The following is a 20,098-nucleotide window of genomic DNA, read 5'->3' on the forward strand; positions in this document are numbered from 1 at the left end:
CAAACATGCAAAGCCATTCCCAGGATAATTTCGGCTCCATAAAAGGTGCCTATATAAAAGGCTGTAAGGACGCACTTGCAATCCCAGCGCTGATCCTTGGCTGTACTTATATGGGTTTTGGGGCATTGGTTAGTGAAACAGGCTTGGAGATATGGCATGCCCTAATTTCCACGGGTATAAACTGGGCCGTTCCAGGACAAATAGCCACAATGGAACTCTATGCTATTGATGCATCTTTGTTTGTCATTGCCGCAGCAGTTGCGTTGATCAACTGCCGACTGATGCCCATGACAATAGTATTAATGCCCCATATTCGTAATAAAACATCTCCCCGGATAGCCTATTACTTTCTCAGTAACTTCATCGCGGTAACCGGCTGGGCAGCGGCGATGAAACAGTGCCCCAAATTACCTGTAGAACAACGGCTTCCGTATTTCGCGGGCTTCACGATCCCTCTTTGGAGCGTATGTATGCTCTCAACGTGGATAGGGTTTTACCTGCCAGATGTCTTACCAGCTGAGGTGACAATGGGGTTGGTTTTTCTTAATCCGGTATATTTCATGTTGGTTTTTTTAGCGGACTTCAGCCAACCCGGACGCCCAATCGCCCTTATTTTAGGAGCAATCCTTGGCCCCCTCACTTTCCTTGTAACACCTGATTGGAGCTTGCTGATAACCGGCCTGTTTGCCGGTACAATCGCCTTTATCGTCAGTGAGTACTTTCCAAAAGGAAAGCGGATCTGATGGCTGGCTTCCAAGATTTTTTCACACCCGAATTTATGGCCCCAATGTCCGCGCTCTCCATAGCAGCAGCCGTCACTTATTTCTGGCGTGGTCTTGGTGTAGCGGTATCAGGAAAGATAGATAAGGACTCAGCCCTTTTTAGATGGGTTACCTGTGTCGCCTATGCACTTTTGGCCGGGCTGATTGCACGAATGATACTCTTACCCATAGGCCCCTTGGCAGAGCTTGGATTGAGCCAACGCTCCGGGGCCACAATCATATCGCTCGCCGTCTTTTTTCTAACCCGGAAAAATTTACTCGCTGGCGTCGCCTCTGGTGCGGCGGCACTGATTTTGATGGCAAAACTGGGCCCTCTTTGAGAAGCCCAGTTTTATAAGTATCTATACAGGTCCAGTATTATGCTGCGTCTTGAAGGGCCTTCACACCTGGTAGTGTTTTTCCTTCAAGCCACTCTAGGAATGCACCGCCAGCTGTCGAAATATATGTGAAATCTTCAGCAACGCCGGCATGGATAAGTGCTGCAACGGTGTCCCCCCCTCCTGCGACTGTCAAAAGAGAACCATCTTTTGTCAGGTCAGCAGCGGAGCGGGCAACCGCATTGGTTGCGAAATCGAAAGGTTCAGTCTCAAAACAACCTAAAGGACCATTCCAGACCAAAGTCTTACAATCTTTCAACTCATCTGAAATCTCTTGAGCAGCATTTTGACCAGCATCCAAGATCATCTGATCAGCAGGTACGGCATCGGCAGAGACATTGGAAGAGGCCGCACCCGGCGCCAACTCACTAGCAACAACGACATCGCTTGGCAGCATTATCTTACAGCCTTTGGCATCGGCCTCTTTCAGTATGGAAAGGGCAGTATCTGCCAAATCAGCTTCACAAAGAGAACGCCCAACTTCGATACCATGGGCATTCAAGAAGGTGTTGGCCATGCCGCCACCAATGACGAGAACATCGACTTTTCCAACCAGGTTACCGAGAAGCTCTAGTTTGGTGGAAACCTTAGCCCCTCCGACAAGAGCAGCCACAGGACGTTCAGGTTGTCCCAAAGCCTGTTCAAGATGCTCAAGTTCAGTTTGCATCAATCGACCAGCGGCAGCGGGCAACAGACGAGCCAAAGCTTCCGTAGAAGCATGGGCGCGGTGCGCAGCAGAAAAAGCATCGTTGATATAGACATCACCAAGCTTGGCAAGCTCTTGCGCAAAAATCGGATCATTTGCTTCTTCGCCAGCGTGGTAGCGAAGGTTTTCCAGAAGTAAGATTTCTCCGTCTTCCAACTGGTCAATTAATGCGGCGACTTCAGAGCCTATGCAATCAGAAGCAAAAGTAACTTTCTCACCTCCCATCGCATCAGAAAGACCTTTAGCAACTGGTGCCAAGCTCATGGCTGGAACAACTGCTCCTTTGGGACGACCAAAATGTGCCATCAACACAATTTTAGCACCTTGGGATTTCAGGTCTTTAATGGTTGGCAACACGCGTACGATGCGACTGTTATCTGTGATCTTTCCATCTCGTATGGGAACATTAAAGTCCACACGGACGAGGGCGCGCTTACCGCTCAACTGAAGATCGTCAATTGTATTAAACTGGCTCATGATTCCGTCCTGTTGTTCTTGTATGACATCTGGCGCCCAGGTAATTTTTTAGTTAAGGGAAGTGGTACAGAGTCCCTTCTTTGAATTCAAGAAAGAATTCAGCTTCACCCCTCTCTGTACTATAAGGTTTCTGGGTACAAAGTTATTTCTGGAGTTATTCATAACGTGAACCAAGATCTACAACTTCGCATAAGAAATGCTCTCGAAAATGTCGCCAAGCAAAAGACGACAATTAGCTACCGTATGCTTGCTATTGAAGCCGAAATCCCAGGCCCGCAAGTCATTCACAAATTGACCCATTGCTTGGAAAACATACTCCGGGAAGATCATTTAAAAGGGGATATATCTTTAGTGCCTCTCGCCGTCAGCCGAGGTGAGCCTGCGGTCCCCCGCCCTGGATTTTTTATTCTATTGCGTGATCTGGGTCTCTATGACGGCTCAGATCAAGGTCCAGAAGCAATCACGAAACACAACTTATTGGTCGAAGAAATATACAGAACCATCTCTGGGAAATAAAAACCTATAAACAAAATAAAACAGGGCCAGACTCTCGTCTGACCCTGTCCTTAGAAAACAAACCTATTTTAGTTTCCGCAAGTCAGCTCTTTAAAACCGTCACAGCGATAGCTGGAGCAAACTTCCTTAGATCCCATATTGATCGTGGGAAACACGGACCCAATATTGTCATCACGCACCCAGGCCAACGCCTTACCAAACCCTTTTTTCGTGCACCACTCACGCGCAGCTGGCTCTCCACAGTTGGTGCCAGGTGTCAGGCAATAGTTTAAGCGATAGGCATCATAAACCGGGTACTCAAAAGTCGTCCCTCCAGCTGGGCGGCTTGCAATCTGCTCTGCAGTCTCCGTCGGCAAACTCCCCTGTGACGTCACACTTGTTGTTCCCAAGGACTGAGACGCAACATTTGTTTCAGGTTGCGCTTCGAACAGTTGGTAAGAAGGTGTGAAAAGCGGATTTTCAGATTCAGAAGTAATGACTTGCCGCTGTAACTCTCCTTCAGGTGTTGCTGAAGGTTGCGGGATCAAAGCATCATCTCCAGCAGGGGTAATTCCTGCCGCTGCCAAATCAGCATCTGCGCCACTGTATATCGGTGCTTGTTGGTTTGGCACTTGGACTTGACTTGCCGGTAACTGTTCAACAGTTGGTGCCTTTAATGCCTGGGGAACAGATGCTTCCGCCTGAATTTGTGGACTAACAGCTGCCTGTTGACTTTGCACTGATGGAACAGCCTTAACCAGCGGTTCGGACTTCACACCAGAAGCGATTGGAGTAGTAGGCTGTACCGCGACCACTGGGGTTGATGGCTGAGCAGCGACAACTGGTTTAACAACAGCAGTTGTTGGAATTGCCGAAGCAACAGCAAGGCTCGACATGGATGATGCTGGTCCAGAAACATATTCAACTTTTACGGAACGAGCGCGACCCTTGTAGCCGTAATCAGCTAGATTGAACTTGTGAATACTCTTTGCTTTGAATGGGAAAGTGACATGATTTCCCTGGCAATCTGGAAAATCATACAGAGTTGCCCGAACGTTATGTTTAACTGTTTGATAGGCTTTATCATAGGTTTCAGGGTGCATAAACACCAATTGGTCACTGTTATCAAAGCGGTAAGTACCACGCGCACCAGCATAGGTTTCAGGACCAACCAAATTCTGACAATACCCCGTCTTTCCCCCATCCCAGGCAGGAACAAAGGCACGCCGATAGTTCAATTGATCAAGAACATTTCCACAGCCGCGGCTATAGGTATTCAAACGCTGCAACATCAAAACCCCCGGAGGAGGCCCAACATCCCGGCGATAAACAATCATCGATGAATAGGTATCATCTTTTGGTGCCGGCATGGCCAATGCAGTATCGCCAGTACGCTTTAAGGGCAGCAGATCCGCAGTTGCGCCTTGCCACAAGAGATGCGGCTCTTCACGCGTCCCCAGTAGTGGTGCACAAGATTTATCTGTTGTTTGGAAAAGGGGTTCCTCAAAAAGAATCGCCCCAACCTGAGAACCTAACTTGAATGAGGAAATGCGTCCGGCAAGATCACCAAGTGAAGGTACAAACGAATAAAGTTGCCCCTCGGCCAAGCTGAAAACCTTTGCGGCGCCAGAATACTCTTTTCCATCGAAAGCAATAAGCTGATTTGGTGCTAGTTCAGTGCCAACCTCTTGCGCCTGAACACTTAACGATATTGAGCTAACGCCGGCCAACAAGGCCACCATCGATCCAGCAACCCGCCTTAATGCTCTCATCCTACATACTTCCCTGTTTCAAACTGGCCGGGTCCATACGGGAACACATGTTCCAGCCCGGCAAACGAGCTCCATAACGAACCCGGTAAAAATTCTAACGCAAAATAACAGGATCGCCCGGGAAAGAAAACCACCTTGATTTTCGGTCATCTTTCAGGTGGCACTATTCCAAAATTCATCCGCCAAACAAACACAAAAAAACGGTCCGAAATTCGGACCGTTTTTATTTTTCTTACCCGAGATATTAAGAGGCGTTTGAGAAACGCTCTGCTACATATTCCCAGTTAACTAGGCTATCAACAAACGCTTTGACGTAATCTGGACGCGCGTTGCGATAATCGATGTAATAAGAGTGCTCCCATACATCACAACCAAGTAATGCGTGACCACCCGTTACAAGTGGGTTTTCGCCGTTTGCTGTTTTAGTCACAGCAAGTTTGCCACTGTCATCGAGAACCAGCCAGCACCAACCAGAACCGAATTGAGTAACACCAGCGTTTACAAAATCGGCTTTGAACTGATCAACGCTACCGAAATCTTCGATGATTTTTTTCTCAAGTTCACCCGGAATGGAACCGCCACCATTTGGTTTCATCATGTTCCAGAACTCAATGTGGTTCCAGTGTTGAGCAGCATTGTTAAAAATACCGGCTTTAGAAGCATCGCCAAAAGAACCTTTAACGATTTCTTCCAAAGACTTGCCTTCGAGATCTGTACCGGCAAGAAGCTTGTTTCCGTTCACAACATATGCATTGTGATGTTTGTCGTGGTGAAACTCTAGAGTTTCAGAAGACATAAAAGGTCCCAAAGCATCGTAAGCATATGGAAGAGCTGGTAATTCAAGAGCCATGAGTCATTCCCCAATTCATAATATTAATCTTGGATTTTAATATCGGTTATTCTTATTTCTGCCGCACCTTAGCTCTTTTCACCCCGGCTTCAAAAGCGAAAATCCCAATAAAGGTAATATTCATTTCCGACCACCTAAAAAGAGCTAAAATGAAAGACGCAGTATGTTAGTCTTTCCGGACAAAATTAAGGGCTATTTTTCTATTTTTAGCGTTAACGAAGACAGACAATCTAATGTCTCTTCACTGACATGGTGTTCAATCCCCTCAGCGTCAATCTCTGCTGTTGCATCACTGACACCCGCAGCCTTTAAGAATCGCACAACAATTTCATGCCGCCGGCGGGCAGCCAAGGCCATTTGCCGCCCTTCCTCAGTCAAAAATATTGACCGGTATGGCTTTGAAATAACCAGGCCTTCGCGTTGTAGTCTGGCAATTATTTTATTTACAGTGGCATGACTAACACCCATGCGCTCGGCAAGTTCAACAACCCGAGCTTCTCCGTTCGCATTAATAAGGTCATCGATTAGTTCGACATAGTCTTCAGCGACCTCGGTTTTATGAGCTTCGCGGACCCGTTCAAACTTCGCTGCCTGTTGACCAGCATCTTCAAGTTCGGAATTACCAAGATCTGAATTCTCCGGGGCAGAATTTGATGTCATTGACTATTTAAAACCTTTCGCCACTCTCGAATATTATAATTTCTTTCACAGGGTCTTACGTATAGAGCCTTACTTACAGGAAAGATCTCTTGATGTAAAAGGAACGCCCCTACACCCAACTTTATTTCAAAGTTAATTTTACCCGTTTCTATCGCTCCAGTAACCGTTTTGCAAACAGTCCTTCAACAAGGATTTTGATTACCATAAAGCATTAAATACCGACCATTTAAGTGAACAATCACCCTCTCTCGCATAGCCGTTGACAAGAAACGTAGCCTAGGCTACAAATCAATCGTACTACAACATTACTATCATAAGACAACAACCCCCAGAGTAAATACTGGCGAAGGAATTTTAAATGCCCCGCATTAAGCTCACATTTTTAATGGCATTGTTATGTACTGTCCTTTCAGGCCTTACCATTAGCAACACTGCACGGGCTGAAAAACCTGTTGTTGTTACAACGATTGCGCAAATCGCCGACGTTCTTGGCCACATTGTCGGTGACAAGATGGTTGTTGATAGTCTCATGGGTGAAGGCGTTGATCCTCACACCTATCGCATGAATCGTTACGACGTAGCCGCATTAACAAAAGCTGACATCATCCTCTACAACGGGATCTACCTTGAGGCCCAGATGGAAGACGCGTTAGAACGCATGGCACAAAACAAGCCAGTCGTCGCTCTGGCCGAATCCATTGATAAATCCCTTCTCCTCAAAAGCCAGGATTACAAAAATAAAAACGACCCGCATGTGTGGATGGATGTTCGCAAATGGATGGCTGTGACGAGTAAAGCTCTCGAAGTGATCAAAACTTTTGATCCTGAGAATGCTGCCTTTTATGAAAAGAATGCATCTGAATATCTTGTACAATTGGAACAGCTCAACGGTTACGTAGAAACTGTACTCGCCACTGTACCTGAAAACGAACGCGTTGTTATTTCAGCCCACGATGCTTTTAACTATTTCGGTCAGGCGTATGGCTTTGAAGTAATTGGCATTCAAGGCCTTAGCACCGCCAGTGAAGCAGGACTTAAAAAGATAGAAAACCTTGTCGACCTCATCGTTTCACGCAATCTTAAAGCCGTCTTTGTTGAAAGTTCGGTCGCAGACCGTAACGTACGTGCCCTGATAGAAGGGGCACAGGCTCGGGGACATTCCATTGAAATTGGCGGGACCCTTTTTTCAGACGCCATGGGCCCAGCGGGGACTTATGAAGGCACTTACATCGGCATGCTTGACCACAATTCGACTGTGATAAGCCGTGCTTTGGGTGGTGTTGCCCCTGTCGCAGGGATGAGTAAACAACTAACCCTAGCTCAAAAAACAGCTGAATAGGGCCAAGAGGATATCTCTGATGATCGCAAAACTCCTAAAGCTTCAGCCAAACAAAAACCTATCTTCTGAAGAAGCAAAGCGGGCTCCCCTTGCCATCGAAGGACTGTCGGTGTCGTACCACCACAAACCCGTTGTTTGGGATCTCTCTTTTGTCGCCCCAGAAGAAGGTCTTGTTGCTGTTGTTGGCCCCAATGGAGCAGGGAAGTCGACCTTCATCAAAGCGGCCCTTGGGCTCATTCCCAAATTGTCAGGCGAGATTACCGTTTACGGTAAACCTGTCAGCCAACAACGCAAGCTTATCGGTTACGTCCCCCAACGCGGAAGTGTTGACTGGGACTTCCCGGCTTCCGCACTTGATGTTGTTACAATGGGCCTTTATGGCAAAGTTGGCTGGCTTCGACCGATTAGAAAATCCCACAAGGAAGAAGCTTTATCCTATCTTGATAAAGTGGGCATGGCAGATTTTGCTGATCGCCAAATTGGGCAATTGTCTGGGGGGCAGCAACAGAGAGTCTTTCTCGCTCGCGCCCTCGCCCAAGATGCTTCTCTTTATTTTATGGATGAGCCATTCGTAGGTGTTGATGCCGCAACGGAACGCGCGATTATTAACGTTCTGAAAAAACTAAAGGATCAGGGCAAAACTGTTATTTGCGTCCATCACGATTTGCAATCTGCTCCTGATTATTTCGACCACGCGTTGATCCTCAACGTTCGCCCTGTAGCAAGCGGCCCGATGGCAGAGGCTTTCACATCGGAAAACTTGCAACGTGCGTATGGTGGCCGACTTGCCCCTTCAGAACTCTCGGGTCTTGTCGCGATGGCCAGCGAATAACCCCATCTCATAGCGGCAATCTCATATAGCATATCTAGAAGGCGAGCCCGTGCTTCACGACCTCTTTGAAATTTTAAGCTTCCAAAGCGGCTACAATACCAATGTTGTTTTGTTGGGCTCTGGTTTGCTTGGCACCGCGGGTGGTGTTGTTGGTGTTTTTTCCCTTTTGAGAAAACGCGCCCTTATCAGTGACGCCATCAGTCACGCAACTTTGCCCGGTATTACACTGGGATTTTTGGTCGCTCTCGCCCTCACAGGAACGGGGAAAAGCCTGCCCTTTTTGATGATTGGCTCGACGCTCAGTGGTATTCTAGGCGTCCTCTTGGTCCAATGGATCAAAGATAACACAAGGCTTCCTGAGGATTCTGCCATTGGAACCGTTCTGAGTTCTTTTTTTGGACTCGGCGTCGTCCTGATGAGTTACATCCAAACGCTTAAAAGCGGCAGCCAAGCCGGTCTTGAAAGCTACCTCTTAGGCTCTACCGCCAGCATGTTACAAAGCGAAGCTGAAATGATCGCGTTTTCGGCTCTTGCCATTACCGTGTTGGCTGTCCTGTTCATGAAGGAATTTGGCCTCGTTTGTTTCGACCCAGACTATGCTGCGTCACGCGGTTGGGCCGTGAGTAAAATCGACCTTCTGATGATGGCGTTGCTTTTAGCTGTTGTTGTTATTGGGCTAAAAACCGTCGGCCTCATTCTGATCATCGCTTTAGTGATTATTCCTCCAGTCGCGGCAAGGTTCTGGACCGACCGTCTGGGCCTAATGGTTGCTATTTCTGCCTTCACCGGCGGCTTAAGCTGTTATCTCGGTGCGGCTCTATCAGCCTTAACCCCAGACCTTCCTTCCGGGGCAACAATTGTGCTGACAGCAACGTCGATCTTCACCCTATCTCTTCTCTTTGCCCCCAAACGCGGCATTGTCGCGGTTGCCTTACGCCAGTTTTCTTTCCGCTTAAAAATCACCCGGCGGCGCGCGTTACTTTCTTTGGATAAGGGGCAAGAAAACCTCTCTCTTCTTCCCCGCCTTCTTCTCAAAAGAGAAGGTGTTATCAAGAGCACTGGAGAGATAACGCCCTTAGGACAGAAAACGGTGTCTTACATGGCCCACGATCAAGCCCTATGGAACCAATACCTAAACGATTATCCCGAAGAAGCCTTTGCTCAGAATAAATGGTCGCTTGCCATGATTTCTGACGTGCTTTCTTTTGATTTAGTAAAAGAGCTCGAAAATTCGATCTCAGGTCAAAATACGGTTTCCAGTCAAAACGTAGTCTCTGGCTCCCTAAAGGATATCAGCTAATGGATTTGCCTCTCGCTGATTTCCTTCAGATCGACTTTCCTGCCCTCCTTGTCGCCTGTCTAGCCGGCTTGTGCTGTGGATTACCTGGGAATTTTCTCGTTCTTAGAAAACAAAGCCTGATCGGGGATGCCATGAGCCATGTGGTTCTTCCTGGGATCGTGGTCGGCTACCTTCTTTCGGGAACTCTGGACACAATCCCCATGCTTCTTGGGGCCTTGGGCGCCGCCCTTCTTTCGGCTTTATTGATTGAGCTCATTCGACGGCTTGGGAATGTCGAACCCGGTGCTGCTATGGGTGTTGTGTTCACCTCTATGTTCGCACTTGGTGTGCTTATTCTAGAGCAAACCGGGGCTTCTGGTGTTCACCTGGACGTAGAGCATGCTCTTTATGGAAATTTGGAATCCACGTTGTGGTTTGGCTTGAACGGCTGGTCTGACATTCTATCGGCAGATGGCTTTGAGCAAATGCCCGGCAGCATCCGTCGCTTAGGCATCGTTACGTTTGCCGTCTTCCTCATCATCGTTATCTTTTTCAAAGAGTTGAAGATTTCAACCTTTGATCCTGCAATGGCAACATCATTAGGCTTTAATGCGAAGTATATCAGCATTGGGCTGATAATTGTTACAGCGACTTCAGCTGTAGCAGCTTTTGATGCTGTCGGATCAATACTGGTAATTGCGATGTTTATCTGTCCAGCAGCTACGGCCAGGATGTGGACGGACCGCCTCAGCTCTCAGCTCATACTCTCAGCCGTATTTGCGGTCTTGTCCGGATCCCTTGGGTATCTCCTTGCTGCTTTTGGCCCATTTTTACTCGGGGCCAACTACGCCCTTAATGCTGCAGGAATGATCGCTGTGATCGCGTGTGTTCTCCAAGGTATTTCCATGGTATTCGCACCCAACCACGGAACCCTTGGGCGCTTTCTCAAGCAAAGAAAAGCAATGCAATCGCCAACAGCTAGTTGAGACTATTTATTCAATACGTTCTCACTTATTTAGTACATTCTCCAGGACATCCAGGGCTTTATTGGTCAATATATCAATGAGAACAACATCATCATCGACAATAACAAACTTACTGTTTTTACGCCGTGGTAGATTGCTTCTCAAGCTGTAGGGAAGATCCCGCTTCGCTAAACCAGGCGGCAATGAGCCATTTTCATCCAGTTGCTTTTGCAGCCCTGGAGGAAGACTTCCTTTTTTTGCGAGACCGGGAGGAAGACCTTTTTTCTTCCCCTTATTCTTTTTTGACTTCCCTGTAGAAAGATCACCTTTGCCAAAATAGCGATTGATTACGGTTTTTTCGATATCGCTGATGACACCCTCTAAAACGTCCGCTTGAGAATTTTGCGAAGCCTGAGCTTTCGTTACCAAGAGACCAGATGCAGCAATACCCAGGGTAAAGGCTAAAGCTACAGCCCCTAGATATCTATACATAAATGACGTCATCATCTCGCACCTTTTTATTGTTCAATTGGGACATTATAGGGAAAAAGAGGCAAAAATAGGATCCAGTATTTATACCTACATTCTTTGTTGGGCCTAAATTTGTTCTCCTGCGGCTGGCAATTTTCTCTCTGACAAAGGAGTACAACCAAAAAAGTTACGATAACATCTCGAAAAATGAGCCGAAGAGTTATATCCACAAGCCAAAGCGACTTCGATAATTCGCATCTTGGTTTGCATAATCAACTGGCGGCTTCGATAAAGCCTGAGTTCGCTATAATACCTTGCGGGTGATTTGTTAAACTGCTTACTGAACATGCGCTCTAACTGACGCCGTGATGACCCGGCAATCTTTGAGAGTTCTTCCAGCCCCAAAGGCTCTTCCAGATGATCTTCCATTATCTGTATGACCCTAAGCAAGCGTTGATCCTGGATAGAATATCGTGCCGAAAGGCCAAAATATTGGAACTCACGACGATCACGGATGCGTTCGTGGACAAATTGATCTGCAACCATTCTGGCCAGTTCAAAACCATGCAGGTCAGAGATAAAATTCAACATCATATCGAGCCCAGCAGTCCCACCGACACAGGTAAAGCCCTTAGAGCTTACTTCGAATAATTCGTTCGATGTTTCTATTTCTGGAAATGTTTCGTTGAAGGCAGAGAGGTATTCCCAATGAACAGCGCACTTTGAATTATCTATCAATCCCGCTTTTGCCAGATAATAAGAAGCCGTATAAAGAGCACCGATGACTTTGCCCTGACGACCAAGGGTCCGAAGCCAAGAAATCAGATTTTCTGGATCAAAAGCAGAAGTATTGTGACCACCACAGAGAATGATATTTTCAGGAACACCGGCCTGATTAAGATTTCCCAGAACCTCTAAACGTAATCCATTGGAGGCTTCGACATTTAACCCATCTAATGAATAGACGGGACAATCATATAATTCTTTTCTGGCAACTTTGTTGGCCACCCGTAAGGGTTCCATCGCAAAAGTAAAAGAATTCATCGAAAATCCAGGCAAAAGTAAAAACCCAACGCGCCGTGTTGATCCTTCTTTAGGTTCTGGAAACATCGTTTTCTCTATCGTTACATTATAGAACACTTACCATAACAAGCATGTCGCTTTTCAGCAAAAACGACAAACTTACTTCTAAATCGGCTTTGCATAACGATCAAGAGATCAAACAAAAAAAGGCTGCATCACAGCAGCCTTTTTTCTTAAACAGCTCTCTAATAGCTATTATTTTTTATTCTGGCTCCAGTACTCGACTGCAGCACCGACACCTTTACCCGGTTCGATATCCATGCCCATGTCGCGCATGACCATCTCGGCTCCACCAAGAGCGCTGAAGAGCATGCACTCATTCAAATCACCAAGATGTCCAATACGGAAGAGTTTCCCCGCAACCAGCGCCAGACCACCACCAAGAGACAGATTGTAATCGGTGTAAGCGCGTTTAACGATTTCCTGGCCATCGATATGATCAGGAACCATAACGCCTGTCACAGTGTCAGACTGCCATTCAGCTGTTTTAGCACAGGTTGTAAGACCCCATGCACTTACTGCGCGACGAACACCTTCAGCCAAACGCTTATGACGGCTCCAGACATTCTCCATACCTTCAGCAAGCAAGGTATCAACAGAAGCGCGAAGGCCACGAAGGAGTCCCATAGCAGGTGTATAAGGACCAAAACCCGTGCGGGTTTGATTAATCATCAATTTGAAATCGAAATAGAACCGGGGACAGGTTGCGGTTTCGCCAGCAGCAAGTGCTTTCTGGCTCACACCGACAATTCCAAGACCTGTCGGCAGCATAAAGCCCTTTTGAGAACCGGCAACAGCAAGATCTACACCCCAGGCATCCATTTCAAATTCAATGGCTCCGATAGAACTGATTCCATCAACATAGAGAAGCGCTGGGTGATTAGAGGCATCCATAGCCTGACGCACGCCCTTGATGTCAGATGTTACGCCTGTTGCGGTTTCGTTGTGACAAACCACAACCCCTTTGATCTCATGATTGCTATCAGCAGCCAGACGCTCAGCGATCGCTCCAACTGGTGCGCCTTCGCCCCAAGGAACATCAATATCTTCAACTTCAATACCCAATGCGCGGCATGAATCAATCCATAGGCTTGAGAACTGACCAAAACGAGCGGTCAGAATTTTATCCCCCGGGGACAAAGTATTGGTAATTGCGGCTTCCCATCCGCCTGTACCAGAAGAAGGGAAAACCACGACTTCCCCCTTTTCGGTACGGAAGACTTTTTTGAGATCTTCAAATAGGGGCACCATGAAATCAGGCGCAGAAGCTGCCCGGTGATCTTCAGTATTGATGTCCATTGCCAAACGAATGTGCTCGGGCATATTCGTTGGTCCAGGTATGAAAAGCGAATTGCGGCCAGCCATGGATAAAATCCCTCATTAATGACTAATAATATTTAGGGAGAGATTAGGCCTTAGCGCATTTATCAAAAAGCTCGAAATAGGATCAGGAATTGTGCCGTATACGCAAAAGTGGCCTAAATCGTCTTTGCTCACCCAAGACTTTAATAGGCATTTAACCGACATTTAATGGGCGTTTAACTGGCTACAACTTCGCTTGTTGCATAATAATCTCGACTTTTTTCCGTCGCTGCTCGGAGCACATTTCGTAAGTCAGCCGGGGATATTGGCTTTGAGAGATAATCATCCATCCCCGCAGCCAAATAATTTTCTCGATCACCTTCCATTGCATTGGCAGTAAGTGCCACGATGAAAACACTGGCTGAATCCAGCTCCATACCTCTGATTTTTTCTGTGGCTTCTATCCCGTCCATCTCCGGCATTTGAATATCCATGAAAATCAGATCATAACTTCGGTTTTGTACGGCCTTTACGGCTTCCAGACCATTGGTCACCAAATCAACATCATGCCCTGCTTTACTGAGCATTGTACTCAAGACAAAGCGATTGATTTCATTGTCCTCAACAACCAAAACACGCAATGAAGGCTGGCTCGGCTCTGGCTGCAATATGACATTTAAATTTTCTTCCTTTTGTTCCACAACAGCTTCGCGTTGCCCCCGAGCACACGGTAAAATAAGAGAAAAACGGCTCCCCTGCCCTTCATTGCTCTCGACAATAATGTCTCCCCCCATAAGTTTGGCGAGCTCTTTACAAATTGCCAAACCAAGTCCTGTACCACCGAAACGTCGCGCGTGTTGAGCATGACCCTGGGTGAACTTATCAAACAGCCGCGAAACTTCCTCTTGGGCGATACCGGGCCCAGAATCGTGCACTGACAGCATCAAGTCTATGCGACCATCGTCCCTTGGCTCATAAGACACCGCAATCTTGACGCCGCCCTCTTCTGTATAATTTATCGCGTTACTAACCAAATTATACAGAATCTGCCTCAACCGAAGAGGATCAGCGTGAAGCAGTCTTGGCATGTCATCTGCTATCACAAACTCTAAATTCAAAGACTTGCTTGCTGCCCGTGGCTTCCACAAAGTGTAAGCAGCCTTCACCAAGGCAAGGAAGTCAAAATCACGCTCTTCCACCTTAAGCAGCTTTGCCTCTATTTTGGAAATATCCAGAATATCATTCAGCAGCCCCATCAAAATACTGCCTGATTCGCGGATGATCTCTAACTGATCTCTCAGCCGAGAATCAGGCTCTTCCGCCAATAACACATGTGTCATTCCTAAGATCCCGTTCATCGGGGTCCGAATTTCATGGCTCATAGTCGCCAAAAATTCACTCATGGCGAGATTGGCGCGCTCAGCAACATCCTTTGACCCCTGAATGGTCTGCATTTGCCGGAACATGAGGAAGAACATGAGGGCAAGAACACCAAAAAGCAGTATGATGGATACCAACACCCACCCATATAACTGAGCGACTTTCGCACGGCCTTTATAGTTATTTTGGTTGAGGACTTTACGGCTATCAGAGATAAAATTTCTGATGACACTATCAAACGACCCCAATTCTCTAATCATTGTTGCGATATATCGGTCAGTGGGGATATCTGTATTTTTTGAAAATTGGCCTAATCGCAATGTAAGATTATCAAGCCGCCTTATTCCATTATTAAAGAACGCTTCATTTTCCAGAATTCTGCGGGTCGTGCCTTTTTTGATGGCTTCGACTTTAGTCACAAACACATCATAACGATTGCTAATCGTGTCTCGAATACCTTCGGTTTTCGGATCTGCCTCATGAAGGCTATTCAATAGTCGGTAATATTCCGATTGAACACTATACACATCCCATCCGGTATTTTGATAACCGGACCGTTCAAATTCTCTTAGTGAGAATACAGACGTAATCAATAACCCACCCGCAATAGATGCTAAAAGCAAAGACATTGCCAAAGCAAAAGCTACTCTCCGCTCGATAACACCATACCTGCGCATTCATTAAACCCCGTTCACAAAAACATCCATCATTGAGCACTCACGAGATGGTGACGTAATCAAAATAACACGGTTACAGGGAAATTTTCGTAGAAAAAGTAACTAAAGTTGAAATTTTATCAATAAAAGGAATATCATTACAGGTAAGAGATAATAAAAATTGAGAGGGCAACAAGGGTATAAATTAGTTAAGCAACCACTTGCAAAGACGCTTTACCCAGCTCAATATGAAGACCTTCCTCACATCCCATCTCTTCCGATAATTATTCACCTGGTAATACTCAAATGTCATTAGAAACTTGGTTACTTTTTGTTGCCATCAGTTTAGCGCCGGCAATAAGCCCTGGCCCTGGCGTATTCTTAGCTCTTTCCAACACCATACGCTATGGCGGCAAAGCGACAATTTGGTCTGCAACAGGTAATGCGGTTGGATTAATGATACTAGGCTTGGCGACAGCAATTGGGTTGGGCGCTTTGATGGTTACGTCTGCTATCGCCTTTACCATATTGAAATTCATTGGCGCAGGTTATCTGATATGGCTTGGAATCAAAACCTGGCGGGATAAAAGCAGTATGGGCTCAAATGACAGGGGTGTCGTTTCACCAAATAAATTTAAACTCTTTTCCACGGCTTTATTCGTATCAGTGACAAACCCAAAGGCTATCGTTGTCATAATCGCGCTTTTCCCTCCGTTTATGTCTTCAGAAGGAAGTCCCGTCCTACAAGCTATAATTCTTTCGGTAACTTACGCGGCTCTTTGTTTTCTCAATCATTTAATAATCGCTGTAATGGGCGGACGTTTAAGAGGCTTTATGAGCGACATTAAACGCATTCGTATTGTACGGCGGGTACTCGGCGCTACTTTTATGGGTTTTGGCGCTCTATTGGCTACGGCACAGCGTTAATACCAAGCCGCACATACGGTCCAGAAAAGGATCATGATTTATGCGCTTGGTATAAAGTTTTCTACCACCCCATTCTATCGGCGAAATCATGCCAGCGGATCATCATTGGCATAAACCAGGGTGTGCCGTTATAAAAAGGCTTGCTATCGAATGACAAGTCATCCAGTTCGGTGTGACCATCTGGATCCCCGAGAACTTTAAGCGCTGTTTTTCGCCCAAAATAGACCGCGCGCCCAACACCCGATCCACAATACCCCATCGCATAGTGGACACCTTCCACCTTACCAACATGTGGTGCATGATCAAACGTATAGGCGACAACGCCTGACCAGCCATACTCCACCTTCGTGGTTTCAAGCTGCGGATATATCCGGCGCATCGCAGAACCTAGATGATTCACGTATTCCTTTGGATTTTCTTTAAGGCTTCCGGCTCTCCCCCCAAAGACCATTCTTTTTCCATCAGGAGATGGGCGATAATAAAAGACCAGCCGATGCGTGTCGCCATGCCCGCGAAGATTTGGAGAGAGCTCCCGGACTTTATCTTCGGACAATTCTTCAGTTGAAATCACAGCAGAACGGATTGGTATCAGTCGCCGGCTAAACCACTTAAGGTGCTTTGGCGTATATCCGTTGGTCGCAACAATCACATTTTTGGCCTGAACAACCGAAGTTTCAGTTCGAACTTCCAGCTGCCCTTCAGCACCAGAAATATCGAGAACACTCTGACCTCCATAAATACTGGCACCAGCGTCTGTCGCTTTTTTCAATAAGGCCTGAACCAATAGAGCCGGTTGAAGAGTTCCGTCCTCTTCGTATATCGCACCACCATGGTAGAGGTCAGATCCAATTTCCCGATGCTGATCAGCTTTGGTCACCATGTGGGTTTTCAGGCCAAGTTCTTTTTGCATCGTTTCAACTTGGCGCGCGAGGCTATCGTAATGTTTGGGATGTGCCGCCCCTCGAAAACGACCGCGCATGTTGAGCTCACAATCGATCCCTTCTTCCTTGATAAAGGAAACCAATGAGCGCATGCAATCCAGGCTCTCACGCATTATCGCTTTGGCTTTATCTTTCCCATAGGCTTGTTCAAGCCCCTTAAGACCGAGCTTATGAAAGCTGGGGCCAAGCAGCCCCCCATTTCGAGAAGAGCACCCCCAACCCGGCCTTTCAGCCTCCAAAACAACAACATTACGTCCCGCCCGGGCGAGAGTAACCGCGGCGGACAGCCCGGTATAACCTGCGCCGACAACGATAACGTCTGCCTTATTCGGTGGCATCGTTTCTTGTGAAAAACGATCGGGTTCAAAGCGTGAATCCGCCCACCAGTAAGGACGGTGTGTGAATGCTTGCGGTCCAGTCATGGCCATACTCTATTTTCTGGGGAAGTTTGCGAAGAGACTCGTATATTTTATGCAATATTTAGTATGCTGCCATGACCGGCGAATAATAGGAAGCGAGAATTCTCTTCAAACGTAAGTTATTTTTGCAAACCGATTTAGTTACCTTTTATCAAGGGGAATTTCCGTTGTTTCTTTGATCTTCTCCATCGAGAAATAAGACGTAACGTCGTGCAGGGGAGCGGTTCGAATAATTTTCTTATAAACCCGATCATAGTCTTCAATACTGGCGACAAGAATTTTCAAAAGATAATCTACATTTCCATTGAGACGATGGAATTCCACAACCTCATCTATTTTACTCACCCCTTCAGAAAATTTTTCCAGCCAACCATCACCGTGTTGCGCAGTCCTAATTTCTACAAAGACCGTCAGCCCTTTATCGACCATCGCGGGGTCAACCAGAGCAACCTGCTTTTTAATGACACCGTTTTCCTGAAGTAATTTGATGCGGCGCCAGCAGGCATTTGTCGACAGGTTAACAATTTCAGCTATCTCTGAAGCTGCCGGCTCTTCTCCGCTTTGTTGAGTAGAAAAAGATGCCGACCGCCAAGTAACCTGTTGATATGTATGGTTTCTGATAACTTTACATAGAGCAGGTATATGACAATCAACATCTCGCAGCATATTTTAGGCCTCAAAGGGCAACGTGTAAATGAAATTAAACTGGATGACGGCGGTGTTAAGATTGTCATTCACTGCAGCCGAGACGCGCGTAGGAGGGCTATAGACCCTGCTACAGGCCAGAAGGGAAGCATCAACCAGCATGTCCGCCGACAAGTAAACGACATCCCCCTTTTTGGGTATCCTTGTGTGGTCGAGATTGAGCTGGCGCAGGTTTATATTAACAAGGGCGAACGCCGCATTGAGGGGTGTGATTTTGTTGATAAAGGGTGCCGTTTCACTCACCGATTTTGCCGACTGATCAGTGGATTATGTCGGCATATGTCTATTCAAGCGGTTTCCAGACATTTGGATATACGATGGGAAACGGTCAAGAATATCGACAGGGCATACCTTATTGAAACTCTCCCTACGCTTGATCCTGCAGAGCTAACTGGCTTGGAATATATTGGTGTAGATGAAGTTGCCCGGGCGAAAGGTCATGACTACATGACGGTGGTCTACGATATGGTTGGCGGTCATCTGATCTGGGTTGAAGCAGGCCGAACTGCCGAGGTTTTTTCAAGGTTTTTGAAACAACTGCAACCAGATACAGCCTGCAAAATAAAGGCCGTAGCGATGGATATGGGGCCTGCCTACCAAAAGGCTGTCAGAGAGTCCTTGCCGTTGGCCGACATAGTATTTGACCGTTTCCACGTCATGAAAAACTACAGCAAAGCTATCCATAATCAGCGTCGACTTGAGTTCAGAAAGGCCGATCCAAGTGGTAAAGAGTTGATGAAAGGGACACATTATCTGTTGCTCAAAAATGCGGATAAGTTGAGTGAAAAACAAAGTGACAAGCTGCAAAGGTTGCTGGAGAGCAATAGCAACCTGAATGCACTTTACGTCTTGAAAGAACAGCTTCAGCTGCTGTGGAGTGCCGCTTCATTTGAGGCGATGGCGGAGCAACTGGAACGTTGGTGCCTGATAGCAGATCAGTCACAGATGCTCTATCTAAAAAAGTTCGCGAAATCCCTACGGAAACATTGTGTGGGCATCTGCAACTACGCCAAACACAAGCTCACAAGCGCCAGGATAGAGGCTGGTAATGTCAGTATAGGAATGATCCGTAAGCGAGCCAGAGGCATCAAGGATACCGAATACTTCAAACTCAAAATTAGACAATCATCCATTCCAGATAATCAATCTATGCTCTATTTGAAATCCTAAATCTACTCAACAAAGCGGAGAAGTGCCAAGCTGCCCTACTCGAATCACGCTGCAGCTCCTTTAAAATCCGCAAATCAATCTCATCCAACTTCATTTTCAAACTTTCTTGTGAAAATTTCACAACATTTAAGGAAATTAGCCTGAAGAATGAGAAAAATTATCCATCTCGTCAATATACATTAAGAAAACAAACAACAAACAAACTAAAAAAGACTTGGTGAATTTTATGAAAAAACTATTGGATAGCCTCTTTACCGACCACCCACAGTCCGTGAATGAAACTTATTTTGAACACATGGGGCAGGCGCTCTATTTTTCATTTAATATGGGTATCGGGTTTTTCGTGTGTCTCTGTCATGCCTTTATTCCTGGCGCTTTTGAAAAAACCGGCAGTCAGATGGTGACAAAGCTTTATGACCGTATGGTTCAAAACCGTATGCGCAACCAAGCGAAACAAAACATTTCTCTGGATAATACAGAGGTCAAAAACGCATCTTAATATAGAGTGCG

General features: G+C 46.5%; 21 protein-coding genes. 10 read left to right on the forward strand and 11 right to left on the reverse strand.

The window, feature by feature from the left end; translation table 11 throughout:
• Positions 1-5 precede the first annotated feature (5 nt).
• Positions 6-743 (forward strand): AzlC family ABC transporter permease, encoded by a 738-nt coding sequence (locus ACOGW3_RS08485; RefSeq protein ID WP_419902571.1) that lies wholly within the window; start codon positions 6-8, stop codon positions 741-743.
• On the forward strand, positions 743-1,102 hold the full coding sequence (locus ACOGW3_RS08490; RefSeq protein WP_419902572.1) for an AzlD domain-containing protein: 360 nt from the start codon (positions 743-745) through the stop codon (positions 1,100-1,102). Before ACOGW3_RS08485 ends, ACOGW3_RS08490 begins: the two co-directional genes overlap by 1 nt.
• Positions 1,103-1,139: 37 nt before the next feature.
• Here the strand turns inward: ACOGW3_RS08490 and ACOGW3_RS08495 are convergent, their stop codons facing one another.
• Positions 1,140-2,342: a phosphoglycerate kinase gene (locus tag ACOGW3_RS08495; RefSeq protein ID WP_419902573.1), complete on the reverse strand. Its 1,203-nt coding sequence runs from the start codon at positions 2,340-2,342 to the stop codon at positions 1,140-1,142.
• A gap of 165 nt (positions 2,343-2,507) precedes the next feature.
• On the opposite strand from ACOGW3_RS08495, the gene ACOGW3_RS08500 reads away from it, so the two are divergent.
• The gene (locus ACOGW3_RS08500; RefSeq protein WP_419902574.1) at positions 2,508-2,858 is read left to right on the forward strand and encodes a hypothetical protein; all 351 of its coding nucleotides are present in this window, start codon (positions 2,508-2,510) and stop codon (positions 2,856-2,858) included.
• Between the two features lie 68 nt (positions 2,859-2,926).
• On the opposite strand, the gene ACOGW3_RS08505 is transcribed toward ACOGW3_RS08500, so the two are convergent.
• The 3 genes from ACOGW3_RS08505 to mntR all read right to left on the reverse strand — a co-directional run bounded on the left by ACOGW3_RS08505 (position 2,927) and on the right by mntR (position 6,119).
• Positions 2,927-4,609: a hypothetical protein gene (locus ACOGW3_RS08505; RefSeq protein ID WP_419902575.1), complete on the reverse strand. Its 1,683-nt coding sequence runs from the start codon at positions 4,607-4,609 to the stop codon at positions 2,927-2,929.
• A gap of 244 nt (positions 4,610-4,853) precedes the next feature.
• Complete coding sequence (locus tag ACOGW3_RS08510; protein WP_419902576.1) at positions 4,854-5,459, reverse strand: superoxide dismutase; 606 nt, start codon at positions 5,457-5,459, stop codon at positions 4,854-4,856.
• Positions 5,460-5,651: 192 nt separating this feature from the next.
• Positions 5,652-6,119, reverse strand: a complete 468-nt coding sequence (mntR, locus tag ACOGW3_RS08515) for a manganese-binding transcriptional regulator MntR (RefSeq protein WP_419902577.1) — start codon at positions 6,117-6,119, stop codon at positions 5,652-5,654.
• 358 nt (positions 6,120-6,477) lie between these two features.
• Between mntR and ACOGW3_RS08520 the strand changes: the two genes are divergently transcribed.
• From ACOGW3_RS08520 to ACOGW3_RS08535, 4 genes are read left to right on the forward strand one after another with little or no spacing between them, the layout of a single operon-like run.
• Positions 6,478-7,458 (forward strand): metal ABC transporter solute-binding protein, Zn/Mn family, encoded by a 981-nt coding sequence (locus ACOGW3_RS08520; RefSeq protein WP_419902578.1) that lies wholly within the window; start codon positions 6,478-6,480, stop codon positions 7,456-7,458.
• A 19-nt stretch (positions 7,459-7,477) separates the two neighbouring features.
• A complete protein-coding gene (locus tag ACOGW3_RS08525; protein ID WP_419902579.1) occupies positions 7,478-8,290 on the forward strand; it encodes a metal ABC transporter ATP-binding protein in 813 nt (270 codons plus the stop codon).
• A gap of 49 nt (positions 8,291-8,339) precedes the next feature.
• On the forward strand, positions 8,340-9,590 hold the full coding sequence (locus ACOGW3_RS08530) for a metal ABC transporter permease (protein WP_419902580.1): 1,251 nt from the start codon (positions 8,340-8,342) through the stop codon (positions 9,588-9,590).
• Positions 9,590-10,555 (forward strand): metal ABC transporter permease, encoded by a 966-nt coding sequence (locus ACOGW3_RS08535; RefSeq protein WP_419902581.1) that lies wholly within the window; start codon positions 9,590-9,592, stop codon positions 10,553-10,555. Before ACOGW3_RS08530 ends, ACOGW3_RS08535 begins: the two co-directional genes overlap by 1 nt.
• Before the next feature lie 21 nt (positions 10,556-10,576).
• Here the strand turns inward: ACOGW3_RS08535 and ACOGW3_RS08540 are convergent, their stop codons facing one another.
• From ACOGW3_RS08540 to ACOGW3_RS08555, 4 genes are all read right to left on the reverse strand, one after another.
• Positions 10,577-11,041, reverse strand: a complete 465-nt coding sequence (locus ACOGW3_RS08540; protein ID WP_419902582.1) for a hypothetical protein — start codon at positions 11,039-11,041, stop codon at positions 10,577-10,579.
• A gap of 90 nt (positions 11,042-11,131) precedes the next feature.
• Positions 11,132-12,115 carry a GlxA family transcriptional regulator gene (locus tag ACOGW3_RS08545; RefSeq protein WP_419902583.1) on the reverse strand — a complete coding sequence of 328 codons (984 nt, stop codon included), beginning with the start codon at positions 12,113-12,115 and terminating at the stop codon, positions 11,132-11,134.
• A 168-nt stretch (positions 12,116-12,283) separates the two neighbouring features.
• Positions 12,284-13,411, reverse strand: a complete 1,128-nt coding sequence (locus ACOGW3_RS08550; RefSeq protein ID WP_419902584.1) for an aminotransferase class V-fold PLP-dependent enzyme — start codon at positions 13,409-13,411, stop codon at positions 12,284-12,286.
• A gap of 215 nt (positions 13,412-13,626) precedes the next feature.
• Positions 13,627-15,447, reverse strand: a complete 1,821-nt coding sequence (locus ACOGW3_RS08555; protein WP_419902585.1) for an ATP-binding protein — start codon at positions 15,445-15,447, stop codon at positions 13,627-13,629.
• A 285-nt stretch (positions 15,448-15,732) separates the two neighbouring features.
• Here ACOGW3_RS08555 and ACOGW3_RS08560 point away from each other — a divergent pair, with 285 nt between their 5' ends.
• Positions 15,733-16,353 carry a LysE family translocator gene (locus tag ACOGW3_RS08560; RefSeq protein WP_419902586.1) on the forward strand — a complete coding sequence of 207 codons (621 nt, stop codon included), beginning with the start codon at positions 15,733-15,735 and terminating at the stop codon, positions 16,351-16,353.
• A gap of 61 nt (positions 16,354-16,414) precedes the next feature.
• On the opposite strand, the gene ACOGW3_RS08565 is transcribed toward ACOGW3_RS08560, so the two are convergent.
• The 3 genes from ACOGW3_RS08565 to ACOGW3_RS08575 form a co-directional block, all read right to left on the reverse strand.
• Complete coding sequence (locus ACOGW3_RS08565) at positions 16,415-17,716, reverse strand: NAD(P)/FAD-dependent oxidoreductase (protein WP_419902587.1); 1,302 nt, start codon at positions 17,714-17,716, stop codon at positions 16,415-16,417.
• Between the two features lie 138 nt (positions 17,717-17,854).
• On the reverse strand, positions 17,855-18,142 hold the full coding sequence (locus ACOGW3_RS08570; RefSeq protein ID WP_419902776.1) for an Lrp/AsnC family transcriptional regulator: 288 nt from the start codon (positions 18,140-18,142) through the stop codon (positions 17,855-17,857).
• 101 nt (positions 18,143-18,243) lie between these two features.
• Positions 18,244-18,369 carry a hypothetical protein gene (locus tag ACOGW3_RS08575; protein ID WP_419902782.1) on the reverse strand — a complete coding sequence of 42 codons (126 nt, stop codon included), beginning with the start codon at positions 18,367-18,369 and terminating at the stop codon, positions 18,244-18,246.
• Between ACOGW3_RS08575 and ACOGW3_RS08580 the strand changes: the two genes are divergently transcribed.
• A complete protein-coding gene (locus ACOGW3_RS08580) occupies positions 18,356-19,588 on the forward strand; it encodes an ISL3 family transposase (RefSeq protein ID WP_419901077.1) in 1,233 nt (410 codons plus the stop codon). The two genes, ACOGW3_RS08575 and ACOGW3_RS08580, sit on opposite strands and share 14 nt — an antisense overlap.
• Positions 19,589-19,814: 226 nt before the next feature.
• Positions 19,815-20,087, forward strand: a complete 273-nt coding sequence (locus tag ACOGW3_RS08585; RefSeq protein WP_419902588.1) for a DUF6356 family protein — start codon at positions 19,815-19,817, stop codon at positions 20,085-20,087.
• Positions 20,088-20,098: the final 11 nt, after the last annotated feature.

This window comes from Kiloniella sp. (assembly GCF_965205715.1).
Lineage (GTDB): Bacteria > Pseudomonadota > Alphaproteobacteria > Kiloniellales > Kiloniellaceae > Kiloniella.

Bases quoted from the DNA above. Each gene is read 5' to 3' on its own strand.
- ACOGW3_RS08585 (WP_419902588.1), top strand. From the start codon at position 19,815: ATGAAAAAACTATTGGATAGCCTCTTTACCGACCACCCACAGTCCGTG.
- ACOGW3_RS08520 (WP_419902578.1), top strand. From the start codon at position 6,478: ATGCCCCGCATTAAGCTCACATTTTTAATGGCATTGTTATGTACTGTC.
- ACOGW3_RS08490 (WP_419902572.1), top strand. From the start codon at position 743: ATGGCTGGCTTCCAAGATTTTTTCACACCCGAATTTATGGCCCCAATG.
- ACOGW3_RS08505 (WP_419902575.1), bottom strand. From the start codon at position 4,609: ATGAGAGCATTAAGGCGGGTTGCTGGATCGATGGTGGCCTTGTTGGCC.
- ACOGW3_RS08580 (WP_419901077.1), top strand. From the start codon at position 18,356: ATGACAATCAACATCTCGCAGCATATTTTAGGCCTCAAAGGGCAACGT.
- ACOGW3_RS08485 (WP_419902571.1), top strand. From the start codon at position 6: ATGCAAAGCCATTCCCAGGATAATTTCGGCTCCATAAAAGGTGCCTAT.
- ACOGW3_RS08510 (WP_419902576.1), bottom strand. From the start codon at position 5,459: ATGGCTCTTGAATTACCAGCTCTTCCATATGCTTACGATGCTTTGGGA.
- ACOGW3_RS08535 (WP_419902581.1), top strand. From the start codon at position 9,590: ATGGATTTGCCTCTCGCTGATTTCCTTCAGATCGACTTTCCTGCCCTC.
- ACOGW3_RS08525 (WP_419902579.1), top strand. From the start codon at position 7,478: ATGATCGCAAAACTCCTAAAGCTTCAGCCAAACAAAAACCTATCTTCT.
- ACOGW3_RS08560 (WP_419902586.1), top strand. From the start codon at position 15,733: ATGTCATTAGAAACTTGGTTACTTTTTGTTGCCATCAGTTTAGCGCCG.
- ACOGW3_RS08565 (WP_419902587.1), bottom strand. From the start codon at position 17,716: ATGACTGGACCGCAAGCATTCACACACCGTCCTTACTGGTGGGCGGAT.
- ACOGW3_RS08545 (WP_419902583.1), bottom strand. From the start codon at position 12,115: ATGTTTCCAGAACCTAAAGAAGGATCAACACGGCGCGTTGGGTTTTTA.
- mntR (WP_419902577.1), bottom strand. From the start codon at position 6,119: ATGACATCAAATTCTGCCCCGGAGAATTCAGATCTTGGTAATTCCGAA.
- ACOGW3_RS08495 (WP_419902573.1), bottom strand. From the start codon at position 2,342: ATGAGCCAGTTTAATACAATTGACGATCTTCAGTTGAGCGGTAAGCGC.
- ACOGW3_RS08550 (WP_419902584.1), bottom strand. From the start codon at position 13,411: ATGCCCGAGCACATTCGTTTGGCAATGGACATCAATACTGAAGATCAC.
- ACOGW3_RS08540 (WP_419902582.1), bottom strand. From the start codon at position 11,041: ATGATGACGTCATTTATGTATAGATATCTAGGGGCTGTAGCTTTAGCC.
- ACOGW3_RS08555 (WP_419902585.1), bottom strand. From the start codon at position 15,447: ATGCGCAGGTATGGTGTTATCGAGCGGAGAGTAGCTTTTGCTTTGGCA.
- ACOGW3_RS08570 (WP_419902776.1), bottom strand. From the start codon at position 18,142: ATGGTCGATAAAGGGCTGACGGTCTTTGTAGAAATTAGGACTGCGCAA.
- ACOGW3_RS08575 (WP_419902782.1), bottom strand. From the start codon at position 18,369: ATGTTGATTGTCATATACCTGCTCTATGTAAAGTTATCAGAAACCATA.